The sequence below is a fragment of the Pedobacter frigidisoli genome (assembly GCF_032678525.1).
Classification (GTDB): Bacteria; Bacteroidota; Bacteroidia; order Sphingobacteriales; family Sphingobacteriaceae; genus Pedobacter; species Pedobacter frigidisoli_A.
This window is the reverse complement of record NZ_JAVTSE010000004.1, coordinates 312,139-325,383: the sequence shown is the minus strand read 5'-3', so window position 1 is coordinate 325,383 and position 13,245 is coordinate 312,139. Positions and strand designations below refer to the sequence as shown.

At 40.5% G+C, this 13,245-nt stretch carries 12 protein-coding genes; 2 read left to right on the top strand and 10 right to left on the bottom strand.

The features are described 5' to 3' along the window. Positions 1 to 8 precede the first annotated feature (8 nt). The 9 genes from R2Q80_RS13310 to dctA form a co-directional block, all read right to left on the bottom strand. Complete coding sequence (locus R2Q80_RS13310) at positions 9 to 884, bottom strand: carbon-nitrogen hydrolase (protein WP_047798587.1); 876 nt, start codon at positions 882 to 884, stop codon at positions 9 to 11. Between the two features lie 236 nt (positions 885 to 1,120). Beyond that, complete coding sequence (locus R2Q80_RS13305; RefSeq protein ID WP_082120610.1) at positions 1,121 to 1,342, bottom strand: cysteine-rich CWC family protein; 222 nt, start codon at positions 1,340 to 1,342, stop codon at positions 1,121 to 1,123. A gap of 128 nt (positions 1,343 to 1,470) precedes the next feature. Further along, on the bottom strand, positions 1,471 to 3,855 hold the full coding sequence (locus R2Q80_RS13300; RefSeq protein ID WP_316800064.1) for a ribonucleoside-diphosphate reductase subunit alpha: 2,385 nt from the start codon (positions 3,853 to 3,855) through the stop codon (positions 1,471 to 1,473). Between the two features lie 147 nt (positions 3,856 to 4,002). After that, on the bottom strand, positions 4,003 to 4,974 hold the full coding sequence (locus tag R2Q80_RS13295) for a ribonucleoside-diphosphate reductase small subunit (RefSeq protein ID WP_124559464.1): 972 nt from the start codon (positions 4,972 to 4,974) through the stop codon (positions 4,003 to 4,005). Between the two features lie 449 nt (positions 4,975 to 5,423). After that, entirely contained in the window at positions 5,424 to 5,804 is a 381-nt protein-coding gene (locus tag R2Q80_RS13290; protein WP_316800063.1) for a septal ring lytic transglycosylase RlpA family protein, read from the bottom strand. Between the two features lie 144 nt (positions 5,805 to 5,948). Next, positions 5,949 to 6,452: a methionine-R-sulfoxide reductase gene (locus R2Q80_RS13285; protein ID WP_316800062.1), complete on the bottom strand. Its 504-nt coding sequence runs from the start codon at positions 6,450 to 6,452 to the stop codon at positions 5,949 to 5,951. Between the two features lie 172 nt (positions 6,453 to 6,624). After that, positions 6,625 to 7,497 carry a succinate--CoA ligase subunit alpha gene (gene sucD, locus R2Q80_RS13280; protein WP_047798591.1) on the bottom strand — a complete coding sequence of 291 codons (873 nt, stop codon included), beginning with the start codon at positions 7,495 to 7,497 and terminating at the stop codon, positions 6,625 to 6,627. Positions 7,498 to 7,616: 119 nt separating this feature from the next. Then, entirely contained in the window at positions 7,617 to 8,582 is a 966-nt protein-coding gene (gene rlmF / locus R2Q80_RS13275) for a 23S rRNA (adenine(1618)-N(6))-methyltransferase RlmF (protein WP_316800061.1), read from the bottom strand. 53 nt (positions 8,583 to 8,635) lie between these two features. Continuing rightward, on the bottom strand, positions 8,636 to 9,871 hold the full coding sequence (dctA, locus tag R2Q80_RS13270; protein WP_316800060.1) for a C4-dicarboxylate transporter DctA: 1,236 nt from the start codon (positions 9,869 to 9,871) through the stop codon (positions 8,636 to 8,638). A 187-nt stretch (positions 9,872 to 10,058) separates the two neighbouring features. Here dctA and R2Q80_RS13265 point away from each other — a divergent pair, with 187 nt between their 5' ends. After that, positions 10,059 to 10,655 carry an RNA polymerase sigma factor gene (locus tag R2Q80_RS13265; protein ID WP_047798594.1) on the top strand — a complete coding sequence of 199 codons (597 nt, stop codon included), beginning with the start codon at positions 10,059 to 10,061 and terminating at the stop codon, positions 10,653 to 10,655. Between the two features lie 2 nt (positions 10,656 to 10,657). On the opposite strand, the gene R2Q80_RS13260 is transcribed toward R2Q80_RS13265, so the two are convergent. Beyond that, positions 10,658 to 11,659 (bottom strand): hypothetical protein, encoded by a 1,002-nt coding sequence (locus R2Q80_RS13260; protein ID WP_316800059.1) that lies wholly within the window; start codon positions 11,657 to 11,659, stop codon positions 10,658 to 10,660. A gap of 138 nt (positions 11,660 to 11,797) precedes the next feature. Between R2Q80_RS13260 and R2Q80_RS13255 the strand changes: the two genes are divergently transcribed. Continuing rightward, positions 11,798 to 12,988, top strand: a complete 1,191-nt coding sequence (locus R2Q80_RS13255) for a FecR family protein (protein WP_316800058.1) — start codon at positions 11,798 to 11,800, stop codon at positions 12,986 to 12,988. Positions 12,989 to 13,245: the final 257 nt, after the last annotated feature.

Genomic DNA, 13,245 nt, shown 5'->3' with positions numbered 1-13,245 from the left:
TTACCTGCTTAGTCGTTATCAATAAATCTTTTGGTAATCGGCTGGTAAGAATCAATTCGTCTGTCTCTCAGGAAAGGCCAGTGCTTACGCATAAAATCGCTTTGATCCAGATCCAGTTCCACCACTTCAGTTTCTTCCTGATCGTGGGAAGCCAGGTAAAGCAGCTTACCCTGAGCGTTAGTGGCAAAACTTCCGCCCCAGAATTTCATAGCGCCATCCTGCTCAAAACCCACGCGGTTTACACTTACCACGGGAACGCCATTAGCAACTGAATGCGAGCGTTGAATGGTTTGCCAGGCATTGTATTGATCCTGATTGGTTTCTTCATCCTGATCAGTTGCCCAGCCAATGGCCGTTGGATAGAACATGATATCGGCACCCATTAAGGCTGTAATGCGGGATGCTTCAGGATACCATTGATCCCAGCAAATCAAAATCCCGATTTTGGCAAATTTCGTTTCAAAAACCTTGTAGCCCAGATCGCCAGGAGTAAAATAGAATTTTTCGTAGAAAGCTGGATCGTCAGGAATATGCATTTTGCGGTACTTACCTAAATACGAACCATCTGCATCCAGAACTGCGGTAGTATTGTGGTATAAACCCGCAGTGCGCTTTTCAAACAAGGAGGCAATAATAACAACGCCAAGTTCTTTGGCCACCACCTGCAAGGCATCAGTTGAAGGTCCGGGAATAGCTTCGGCCAATTCAAAATTATCGTAATCCTCAACATCACAGAAATACAAAGAGGTAAAAAGCTCCTGCAAACACACAATCTGTGCGCCTTTTGCCGCTGCTTCTCTCACCTTCACAATCGCTTTATTTAAATTTTCCTGCTTATCTTTAGTACAAGTCATTTGTACCAGACCAACTTTTACTTTCTTCATGTCTTCAAATGATAGATTAATAAATCGGTGACTAATTGAATGTTTATTACGCAATACAAACTCATTCACTCAAAATTCACTTATTCGAAATTAATGCGCAAAGTTACTATTTTACAAAAAAGACAAGGGCATAATTGTGTAAATGTTTTTGCTGACTGGTTTGTCTGCTGTGCAGATATTATTTCGATTAGAAATCAGAAATGATCTTACTCCGGAAGAGCTCGTATGGTGAAGACCTACATGCTGATTTCTTCTCGGTACTCCTGCTGGAGTTCAAATAAGCATTTGGCACAAAGACATCCATCAAATAGCTCGGAGATGTACTGAACTTCATTAATGCTGAGTTGCACAACACTGCACTGGCATTTAGTGTACGAATTTGCTTTGCATTCAATAGCTGTTCCGCATCTTTCGCAGGGAATGATTTCGTGTTTGCTATGTTTTAAGATTGAAGGCATAAGGTATAATGCTTAAGGATAGTCCAATTGCATTACAAAAATAGGAACAAAAAATAAGGTTTTGAGCGCTAGCTCAAAACCTTACGATATTATTGCGTTTCCAAATTTGCCTTCAGCATTCAGGGGGTTTAACCTGAACAGCTGATACAGCCTTCTTCCATCGAACAAACTGGTCCGTCTACAATTTCCTCTGCAACCTGATCTGCTGTCATTTCAGCAGGAATAACGGCTTCAATGGCTTTACCACCCTGGTTTTCAACTGTAAATTTAACAGCCTGAGAAGCAGCCTGAGTACGCAGATAGTACATACCGGTTTTCAATCCTTTTTCCCATGCATAGAAGTGCATTGAAGTTAGTTTTGAAGTATTAGGCGCATTTACAAATAAATTTAATGATTGCGACTGGCAGATGTAAGCACCACGATCGGCAGCCATATCGATGATATTACGCATCTTAATTTCCCAAACCGTTTTGTATAGTTCTTTGATATAATCAGGAATGGATGGAATAGCCTGGATTGAACCGTTAGCCAGAATGATCTGATTTTTCATATCATTATTCCACAATCCAAGCGCTACCAGGTCTTTCAATAGATGTTTGTTTACCACTACGAATTCTCCACTCAATACACGGCGGGTATAAATGTTAGAGGTGTATGGCTCAAAGCATTCGTTATTACCCAAAATTTGAGAAGTAGATGCTGTTGGCATTGGTGCTACCAACAGAGAGTTGTATACCCCGTCTTTAACTACTTTTTTACGTAGTGCATCCCAGTCCCAACGACCACTATCAGGCGTTACGTTCCACAAATCAAACTGGAACTGACCTTTAGATAAAGGCGATCCTTTGAAAGTCTGGTAAGGACCGTTTTTCACTGCAAGATCATGTGAAGCTGTCATCGATGCGAAATAAATCGTTTCGAAGATGTCTTTGTTTAAACGTTTTGCTTCATCACTTTCAAATGGTAAACGCAATAAAATAAAGGCATCAGCTAAACCTTGTACACCTAAACCGACCGGACGGTGACGCATATTTGAGTTTTCTGCTTCCTGAACCGGATAATAGTTATGATCGATGATTTTATTAAGGTTTAAAGTAGCCTGATAAGTTACATCGTATAATTTCTGATGGTCAAAAGCGCCGTTAATGACAAAGCGTGGAAGTGCTAATGAAGCCAGGTTACAAACCGCAACCTCGTCTTTAGAAGTGTACTCAATAATCTCGGTACACAAGTTAGAACTTTTAATCGTACCTAAATTTTGCTGGTTCGATTTGCTGTTAGCAGCATCCTTGAACAACATGTAAGGCGTACCTGTTTCAATTTGCGAATCTAATATTGCAAACCAAAGTTCCTGAGCTTTAACCGTTTTTCTGCCACGACCTTCTGCTTCATATTTAGTGTAAAGTGCTTCAAATTCCTTACCGAAACAATCTGCAAGCCCTGGTGCTTCATGCGGACAGAATAATGTCCAGTCGCCATTATCTTTAACACGTTGCATAAACAAATCATTTATCCAAAGGGCATAGAATAAATCGCGGGCACGCATTTCTTCTTTACCGTGGTTTTTACGCAAGTCTAAAAATTCGAAAACATCAGCATGCCATGGCTCTAAATAGATTGCGAAAGCACCTTTACGTTTACCTCCACCCTGGTCCACATAACGGGCGGTATCATTAAATACACGTAACATCGGGATAATACCGTTACTGGTACCATTTGTACCACCGATGTAAGAACCTGTAGCACGGATATTGTGGATACTTAAACCGATACCACCTGCACTCTGAGAGATTTTAGCTGTTTGTTTCAATGTATCATAAATACCTTCGATGCTGTCATCCTGCATGGTTAAAAGGAAGCATGAAGACATTTGAGGTTTGGGTGTAGCGGCATTGAACAATGTTGGTGTAGCATGTGTAAACCAACGCTCACTCATCAAGTTATACGTTTTGATTGCGCTTTCAATATCTTCTTTATGGATACCAACCGATACACGCATGAATAAGTGCTGAGGGCGTTCAACGATTGCACCGTTAACTTTTAACAGATAAGATTTTTCCAGCGTTTTGAAACCGAAGTAATCAAAACCGAAATCACGATCGTAAATGATCGAACTATCCAGTATATCCTTGTTTTTTTCAATAATCTCGTAAACATCATCAGCGATAAGCGGTGCAGCTTTCTGCGCTTTCGGGTCAAAATATTCGTATAACATTTTCATTGTACCCGAGAATGACTTGGTTGTATTTTTATGCAGGTTGGAAACCGCAATACGCGATGCCAGTAACGCATAATCAGGGTGCTTAGTAGTTAACGAAGCCGCGGTTTCTGCTGCCAGGTTATCAAGCTCTGATGTTGTTACGCCATCATATAATCCTTCGATTACTTTTTTAGCAACGTCAATCGGATCAACCAGATCAGAATTTAAGCTATAGCAAAGCTTTTGAATCCGAGCTGTGATTTTGTCAAATTGCACCGGTTCTTTCCGGCCATCTCTTTTTAGTACGAACATATTTTATGAGATTAATTTTTAGTATCAAGTAGCGAGCATCAAGTATCAAGACTTGATTTTCGCGTTTATAATTTCTGTTTATTCCAGTATCAAGTGGTAAGTATCAGATATCAAGACCTTATGCCTTCAATCTTTTATCCTTCTACCTTAAAAGTCTTCATCCAGTGAAAATGCCTGAGCTTTATTATCTGCAGATGTTAACACACCACTTTTCTGATAATCACCAACACGTTTTTCAAAGAAATTGGTTTTACCCTGCAATGAAATCATCTCCATGAAATCGAATGGATTTGTTGCATTGTATATCTTTTTGTACCCCAGTTCCTGTAACCATCTGTCGGCCACGAATTCGATGTACTGACTCATTAACTTTGCATTCATACCAATCAAAGCAACTGGTAGCGCATCAGTAATAAATTCTTTTTCAATTTCCACGGCATCACTGATGATCGAATGAACCTGTTCTTCGCTCAGTTTGTTGCTCAACATGCTGTACAACAAACAAGCAAATTCACAGTGAGAACCTTCGTCTCTTGAAATCAGCTCGTTACTGAAGGTCAGACCCGGCATTAGGCCACGTTTTTTCAACCAGAATATAGAGCAGAAACTTCCGCTGAAGAAAATACCTTCAACCGCAGCAAAAGCCACCAAACGTTCTGCAAAAGTTCCGTTTTCAATCCACCTCAATGCCCATTCTGCTTTTCTTTTCACAGCAGGAACGGTATCAATAGCGTGGAAAAGGCGATCCTTTTCTTCAGGATCTTTGATATAGGTATCAATAAGTAATGCGTAGGTTTCAGCATGGATGTTTTCCATCATGATCTGGAAACCATAAAAACAACGCGCTTCGGGCAACTGCACCTCACTCATGAAATTCACAGCCAGGTTTTCGTTAACGATGCCATCACTAGCAGAAAAGAAAGCAAGGATATGAGAAATAAAATGTCTTTCGCCGTCATTCAAATTATCCCAGTGTTTCTGGTCATCAGAAAGATCGATTTCTTCTGCCGTCCAGAAACTAGCTTCGGTCTTTTTATACATTTCCCAGATTGCCGGATATTTGATCGGCAAAAGCACAAATCTGTCTTTGTTTTCTTGTAGTAATAATTCCTGTTCCATAGCTGATACTTTATTTTTTTAATCTAATCAGAGCCGACAAAAACACGCAACCGCCTTTTTTTGCAGGCGATTGAAATGTGATGCATTGAAACTCTAGTGAAAGTGCTAACCCCAACGTTAAAGAACTACTGAGTTTTTAGTGATAAAAATTTAAAAAGTAATCAGAGAGATACACCATTAAATTACTAAAAACTAAGCTTTTATAATTGTTTCCGAACGCAGGAAGTTAAAGAACTTTGTTATAACAAATATAGATACGGCAGGGCTTTTTTGTGAATCAAAGTTGTTAACACCCTAACCTATTACTGGGGAAAAACGATCAGCCTAATATCATTTTCAAGGGAAAAAAAAGCTAATCGATTGTTTTGGAGCGCTTAACGAACAAAAAAAAGTGTTAATAACTTAAATTTGAGGTGAATATGAAGGGTAGATTAGAGCGAAATGGAATATTACTCTACAGTGTAAGCGAGACTTACTTTTGCAATGCCTTTGCGATAAATACCAATCTCTTTGGCGGCACTTTCTGACAGATCAATGGCCAGTTTTTTCGAATAAGGCCCGCGGTCGTTTACCTTTACAATCACAGATCTGCCGTTGTCGGGATTGGTTACCGTAACCAGTGTGCCCATAGGTAAGGTGCGGTGAGCTGCAGTAAACTTTTTGGCTCTGTATTTTGCACCGCTGGTGGTTCGGCGACCTTCGAATTTTCTGTGGTAGTAAGTGGCGAGAACTGTTTTTCTGATACTATCCGGCTCATTTGATGGGTCGGAATGTTGTGCTTTACCTTGTAAAAACAGGAAACAAAAACTTAATAACAGCAGATACTTCATAGGCTAAATTTTATTTATTGCGCCTGCAAATATAAGCATTTAGTTTATAATCAATAATTTGTGGAAAAACAGCACAATAACGGACAACAAAAAGGGCGTACAACTTGCCGTCGTACGCCCAAACCTAACCCCACTATACCCACCTTATTTCTTATCCGGAACGAAGTTCATAGAGATAGAATTTACACAGTGACGGGTGTCTTTATTCGTAAACCCTTCTCCTAAAAATACGTGTCCTAAATGTGCTCCGCAATTGGCGCAAACAATTTCTGTACGTGAACCGTCTGCATCAGGAATGCGTTTTACAGCGCCTTTAATTTCATCATCGAAAGCCGGCCATCCGCAATGCGCATCAAACTTACTTTCCGATCTGTATAGCGCCGCATTACAGCGTTTACAGGTATAAGTACCCTTTTCTGTAGTATGTTCATATTTACCTGTACCAGGGTACTCAGTGCCTTTATTTACAATTACTCTTTCTTCTTCGGGTGTTAATGGATTCCAGTTCATCTTCTTCTTTGGTATTATATTTTCTGATTGCTCTACCTGTTTCTTTTCTTTCTTATCCTGCTTTTGTGCACAAGCAGATAAACCTGTTATCAAAAGAACAGCAGAGATCAAAAATAGTTTATTTAACATCGTTTTCATATCACAATATACGCTGTAGTTTTTGTTTTGGTTTGTAGAAGCTATTGTTTGGTCTAGTGTTTACAAAGGGATGATAAACCCTTTTACTCCACGTTTACCAGTTTTACACGGCAAGCAAAAAAAAAGCGCCCCGAAAATCCGGAACGCTTTCATTTATGTAAACTTTAAAATCTTACTTTGCCAGTTCTTCTGCCATTGCAGCACCGATTTCAGCCGGGCTCTCTACCACGCGAATACCACATTCTGCCATGATTTTCATTTTAGCAGCAGCTGTATCATCAGCACCACCTACAATAGCACCTGCGTGACCCATTCTCCGTCCCGGAGGCGCAGTTTGACCAGCGATGAAACCAACAACAGGTTTAGTACCGTGTTCTTTAATCCAGCGCGCAGCTTCAGCTTCCATACCTCCACCAATTTCACCAATCATGATGATACCGTGAGTTTCCGGATCGTTCATTAATAATTTTACAGCTTCAACAGTTGGTGTGCCAATGATCGGGTCGCCACCGATACCGATAGCAGTTGTAATACCTAAACCAGCTTTTACTACCTGATCTACCGCTTCGTAAGTTAAAGTCCCTGATTTTGAAACTACACCAACGTTACCTTTTTTGAAGATGAAACCTGGCATGATACCAATTTTAGCTTCATCAGCAGTAATGATACCCGGACAGTTTGGACCGATTAACGTCACATCACGATCAGAGATATATTCTTTAACCTGAATCATATCTTTAGTTGGAATACCTTCAGTGATACAAACGATCACTTTAATTCCGCCCTCAGCAGCTTCCATAATCGCATCAGCAGCAAAAGCCGGTGGAACGAAAATGATAGATACATTTGCTCCCGTTTGATCAACGGCATCTTTAACAGTATTAAAAACAGGCTTATCTAAATGTAATTGCCCACCTTTGCCAGGGGTTACACCACCAACTACGTTTGTACCATATGCCAGCATCTGCTCAGCGTGGTAAGTTCCTTCGTTTCCGGTAAAACCCTGAACGATAACCTTAGAATCTTTGTTAACTAAAACGCTCATGTATCAATTTTTTTTGTGCAAAGCTAATATTATTGAGTGGAAAGTCAAACCTAAAAGCATATTATTTAGGGCGATTTTTCACGAAATTGTTATTTTAAATCCTTCTTAAGAACAACAGCTTATTTCCAGCCTTTTGCCCATTCGGCCTGCGCCTGGTCGTCCTGATAGGTCCACGCCACAAAACGGCTTATTTTTTGCCCCTGGCTCATTTGTACTGTGCGCACCTCGAAAGCATTCGATTTCACTAAACCATTATAAATACTTTTTAAGTTCGCACTTTTCGAAACCAGGGATGTAAACCAAAGCACCTGATTTTTTATCTGTGCGCTCTGGATGATCATCTGCTCAACAAAGGCACGTTCACCACCCGGGCACCAAAGCTCAGCCTTATTACCACCAAAGTTTAATACATGCTTTACTTCTTTTTCATTTCCGCCCAGGTTGCGCCATTTTTGTCGGGTGCCTTGCTCTGCCTCTTTTAACGAAGCATGGAAAGGAGGATTACAAACCACTGCATCAAAACGCTCAGTTCTGCCCACTATACCTCTGAAGATACCCATTTTTGAAGATTGCTGACGGATCTCAATTGCGCCCTGCAAGGGTTTATTGGCATCCACAATACGTTTCGCCGACTCCACAGAAAGCGGATCGATTTCAGACCCTACAAAATGCCAGCCGTATTCCTGGTGACCGATAATGGGATAAATGCAGTTGGCACCCACACCGATATCCAGCACATTTACGTTCGCTCCTTTCGGGTTTTTACCCTTATTGCTCGAGCCCAGTAGATCGGCAACATAGTGGATGTAATCAGCACGTCCCGGAATGGGAGGACAAAGAAAATCCTGGGGAATATCCCACTGCGAAATATCGTAAAATTGCTTCAACAGCGCGCGGTTTAATGCCTTTACAGCATTCTGATCAGCGAAATCGATCGAATCGTCGTTGTGTTCGTTCTTAAAAACAAAACGTTTTAATTCTTTTGATGATGCGGTAAGTTGTTTGAAATTGTAACGCGACCTGTGTTTGTTGCGGGGGTGTAACTCGATTTTTTCCTTGCGGTTATTTTGTTCTTCTTGAGCCAATGTGATCTGGATTAAGTAAACGTACTGTGTGTACGTTTCCCTGCAAAGGTAAGTTAAATAATCTGTGAATATTTCTCTTCATCAAACTGGTTTTCACTTTTAGCAATAACAATTGTAGCAATACCATTCCCGATCACATTGGTTATTGCCCTGGCTTCGCTCATAAAACGGTCTACCCCTATTAAAATTGAAATATGCTCAATGGGCATAATCTTCAATGCGGTAAGGGTAGATACCAATACAATGAATCCGCTCCCCGTTACGCCTGCTGCCCCTTTGGAAGTCACCATCAATACCCCCAATACCGTGATCTGCTGGCCCAGGGTTAAATCAACATGAAAAACCTGGCATAGAAAAATTACAGCCATGGCCAGATAGATTGCCGTTCCATCAAGGTTGAAAGAATACCCGGTTGGAATTACCAAACCCACCACCGATTTGTCGCAACCAAAAGCTTCCATTTTCTGCATCATACTCGGCAGCGCTGATTCTGAAGAAGAAGTCCCTAAAACAATTAAAATCTCCTGACGAATAAATTTCAGATACTTCCATAAACTGAAATGATAGTATCGGCAAATGCCGTTCAGCACGACAAAAATGAAAAGAATGCAGGTAAGGTAAACTGAGCCCATAAGCTTGGCCATACCCAGAATACTGCTTAAGCCATGCGTACCAATACTGAATGCCATTCCACCGAATGCGCCTATTGGCGCCAGACGCATAATCACTTTCATAATTTTGAACAGCACTTTCGAAATTTTATCAAAAGCATTCAGAACAGATGCACCTTCCCCTCCCAGTTTGTTCAGACCATAGCCAAAAAGAATGGCGAAGAGTAAAATCTGCAGAATATTTCCTTCGGCGAAGGCGGCGATCACATTATGCGGAATGATGTGCAGAAAGAATTCAGCCCAGTTCATTTCTTTGGCCTGTTCAGCGTAGCCGGCAACTTTTGTTGCGTCACCTCCTTTGGTAATCATCCCCGCTCCTGGTTTCAGCACATTGGCCACCAATAATCCAATGGCAATGGCTACGGTGCTCACAATTTCAAAATACAGAAGTGCTTTACCTCCAACTCTTCCCACCTTCTTCATATCCCCCATATGTGCAATTCCCAACACAATGGTGAAGAAAATGATCGGTGCAATGAGCATACTAATGAGGTTGATAAAACCCTGACTAATAAGTTTAGCTGAAGGTGCAAAGCCCGGAAAATACGCGCCAACGATTATACCAATGGTAATCGCTACTAATACCTGGAACGTTAAATTGCTAAAGAGTGATTTCATCTTACTGTTTTGGAAATGAAATATAAAACATTTTTTCGTTTTGCACTTTAATTTCGACTAAAAGGTTCATCATGATCAAAATGTTGATCGAGATCAAACACGTTTTTTACCATTTTTTTTCAAACCTCGCTTTATTATACAGTAATTCATATATTTAGCCAACCCTAAACAAGCCAATTCATCCCTAATGTCAGTTTATAGCCTCACAGCGGAAAAAATATTACTGCAAAAAATTGCTGATGGAGATGAATTAGCGTTTAAACACGTTTTTGAGTTATACAAAAACAAAATTTACTGTTTTGTGGTCAAATTTGTGCATTCTAAAGCTGACGCCGAAGAAATTGTTCAGGATACATTCTTTACGATATGGCAAAAAAAAGAAATGCTGCCTAATATCGAACACCCAAGGAATTATATTTACACCATCGTTAGAAACAAAACCTACGACTATCTGAACCAGGCGGCGAAAAATCAAAAAAACCTTTCACAGATCTGGGCCAATATGCAAACCGAAAGCAATCCGGTTGAAGAGCTCACTAATTTTAAAGATAGTGAGCTTCTTATTAAAAATGGCTTGGCTAATCTATCATTGCAAAAGCAACAGATTTTCAAAATGAGCCGTGTAGATGGTCTCAGCCATGAAGAAATTGCACAAGAGATGGGCTTGTCAAAAAGCAGGGTAAAAAACCTTATTGTGGATATCCTAAAATACCTTCGCCACTACCTTTCGAAGCACACGCTAAAGATCACTTTGGCAGGCTTCCTGGGCTACTTGTTTTCCTGATATTACTTATAATATTTATCCATGAATTGATCAATAGCCTTGGCTATATGCTTCACATTGTCTGGTCGTTTACGATCATCCATTCTCACATCTGAATTAAATTCAAGCTGGATAGCCGAAAGCAGTCCTCCGAATTTAGAGCCATGCCTTGCCGTGTTATAGCCTCCGTTAAAATATTTTCCATCCGGAAAGACCGTTTTGTCAGTCGGATTTGGTATAGACCTGCCTGGAACAGCCAATATCTGCTCGTCACTAAGCAGTGTACCGAGCGCATATTCGCCTTTAACCAAATCTGTCATCGTCGCTTTGCCACCCTTCACCAGTGCTTTTACACTAGACTGATCAGCATACTTTTCCAGATTATCTGATAAGAAATCCTTAGCCTTAAGCAATAGCCCTACCTCAGTTCTTTGCGGCCTGTGCGCATTCCCATGTATATCAAGCAAAAGGCCCTCACCATTTTTTAATACCAGAACGCGGGCTGCATCGATATACTGGTGGAAAGCTTTCCATGCCAGTTCCGCGTTGCGGTCGCCTTGAGCCGCCAGTGACATACCCCTGTTGGCATCGAGTTTACTCCGGTGTAAATGGTTTAAAACGACATGCGGTCTCAATCCTGTTAAGCGTTTTATTTCATCAGCAAGTTCCATTGTAAGCTCCAGGGTTTTACTATCTGACACTGCCGAGAAGCTTTCTGTATCGCCATAGTCTTTTTCATCCTGTGTTGCGACATAGTCTTTGGTTCGTGTACGGATAAATTCAGGTTTTAAATTACCGCCATGAGGAGAAGTTAGTATCAATTTAGACTTTGAATCGCCGGGAATATACTCAATTGCCGTTGCATAGGCTCCACTGGAATCGGAAACTTTAAATATGTAACGCTGTCCGGGTACATACCGCAGAATGGTGTCTTGAACGCTTAACGTTGGTAATGCTTTCGCCGACTCGTTTATTGAGGCAATAGCGAACAAACAAACAATGAGGTATGTGATTTTTTTGTACATCTTTTTGGGTCTGGGTTTTGACAATAGACTATTCGTTTACAGACAAGGACCGTTAAAAAATATTTTTTTGATAAATGCGGTCCTACGCTTCCGCATTTTGGTCTATGTTTTAAAGGCGCATTTTACGCCGTAACCAACATGCCTGATAAAAACGATCGAATTAATGAGTTGCTCGATAAATATGTTCATAAAACCATCGGAGAAGATGATTTTATAGAATTGTTTCAATACATAAGCAAAGATGAATACAAACATGTTCTGGATGATTACATGAAATATTCAGACAAGCTTACCCTTCCTGATGCAGATGTTCACCATGTGGACTGGCAACACATGTATAATAATATTGTAGACAAAAAAGAAAAGTCAAGAACAGCTATTGTAATTGACTTTGCGAAAAAAATAACCATCGCAGCATCATTAGTTGCCGTGGGTTATATTGCATACCATACCTATCTGGGTAAAAGCATGCAGCAAACCACAGGTAAAACGGTTAAAGCTGATTTAGCACCAGGAGGGAATAAAGCAATATTAAAGTTGGGAGATGGTACAGAAATCATTTTGAATGATGCCCAAAACGGGGGGCTGTCACAGCAGGGCTCATCGGTTATCAATAAGGAGAATGAGGGATTAATTTCTTATGCCGCTAATGAGCGTAAAGAAACCAGGGTATTTACAAATGTACTGACAACCCCACGCGGAGGGCAATATCGCCTGGAATTACCGGATCATAGCCAGGTGTGGCTTAATGCCGAATCATCCATCACTTTCCCCACTGCTTTTACCGGTCAGTACCGGAAAGTTTCCGTTACCGGCGAGGTTTACTTCGAAGTGTCTAAAGATAAATCCAAACCCTTTATGGTAGAAAATCAAAATACTACCATTGAAGTTCTGGGTACTCATTTCAATGTTAATGTTTATCCAAATGAGGTTCAGTCAGCAGTCACGCTGCTTGAGGGATCTGTAAGATTAAAAAACAACCACAGTTCAAGGATTCTCCAGCCTGGACAACAAGCAGTTTTCGAAGCAAACGGAAGTCAGATTCAACTTAGAAATGTGGATACTGAAAATGTCGTTGACTGGAAAAACGGCCTCTTCATATTCGAGGATGCAAGTATTACCGAAGTGATGCGGCAGGTGGAAAGATGGTATGATGTAGATGTTAAATACGTCGGCAAAGTCCCTGCAATAAAATTCAATGGTATTGTAAGCCGCAACAACAATGTCTCAAAATTATTGAAATTTCTGCGGGCAGCAGGGAATATAGAATTTAACATCAACAACAAAACAATAGAAGTAAAGACTAATCAGCAGGCGAAAATGAAATAGATACGAGAGACTCAGATAGCAAAAAATCTACCCGGTTGCAGCCGGGAAGATTCGTTAAAGCTGCAAGCAGCAGTTTTGGGCTACAAAAATTTATCAACTTATCAATAAACCAAAACCAAAACAAACTTATGAAAGATTGTCTACAATCTCAAACGGGCATCCCCATGCCCAAACCAATTACAAAACTAGAAAGAACAAGTTATGCGTTTAGAGCTTTTTTGATCATGAAACTTACTGCGATAATCATTTTTTGCTTA

Coding starts and splice junctions, on each gene's coding strand:
- R2Q80_RS13305 (WP_082120610.1), bottom strand. CDS start 1,342: ATGCCTTCAATCTTAAAACATAGCAAACACGAAATCATTCCCTGCGAA.
- R2Q80_RS13295 (WP_124559464.1), bottom strand. CDS start 4,974: ATGGAACAGGAATTATTACTACAAGAAAACAAAGACAGATTTGTGCTT.
- R2Q80_RS13255 (WP_316800058.1), top strand. CDS start 11,798: ATGCCTGATAAAAACGATCGAATTAATGAGTTGCTCGATAAATATGTT.
- R2Q80_RS13300 (WP_316800064.1), bottom strand. CDS start 3,855: ATGTTCGTACTAAAAAGAGATGGCCGGAAAGAACCGGTGCAATTTGAC.
- sucD (WP_047798591.1), bottom strand. CDS start 7,497: ATGAGCGTTTTAGTTAACAAAGATTCTAAGGTTATCGTTCAGGGTTTT.
- R2Q80_RS13290 (WP_316800063.1), bottom strand. CDS start 5,804: ATGAAGTATCTGCTGTTATTAAGTTTTTGTTTCCTGTTTTTACAAGGT.
- R2Q80_RS13310 (WP_047798587.1), bottom strand. CDS start 884: ATGAAGAAAGTAAAAGTTGGTCTGGTACAAATGACTTGTACTAAAGAT.
- R2Q80_RS13265 (WP_047798594.1), top strand. CDS start 10,059: ATGTCAGTTTATAGCCTCACAGCGGAAAAAATATTACTGCAAAAAATT.
- R2Q80_RS13285 (WP_316800062.1), bottom strand. CDS start 6,452: ATGAAAACGATGTTAAATAAACTATTTTTGATCTCTGCTGTTCTTTTG.
- R2Q80_RS13260 (WP_316800059.1), bottom strand. CDS start 11,659: ATGTACAAAAAAATCACATACCTCATTGTTTGTTTGTTCGCTATTGCC.
- dctA (WP_316800060.1), bottom strand. CDS start 9,871: ATGAAATCACTCTTTAGCAATTTAACGTTCCAGGTATTAGTAGCGATT.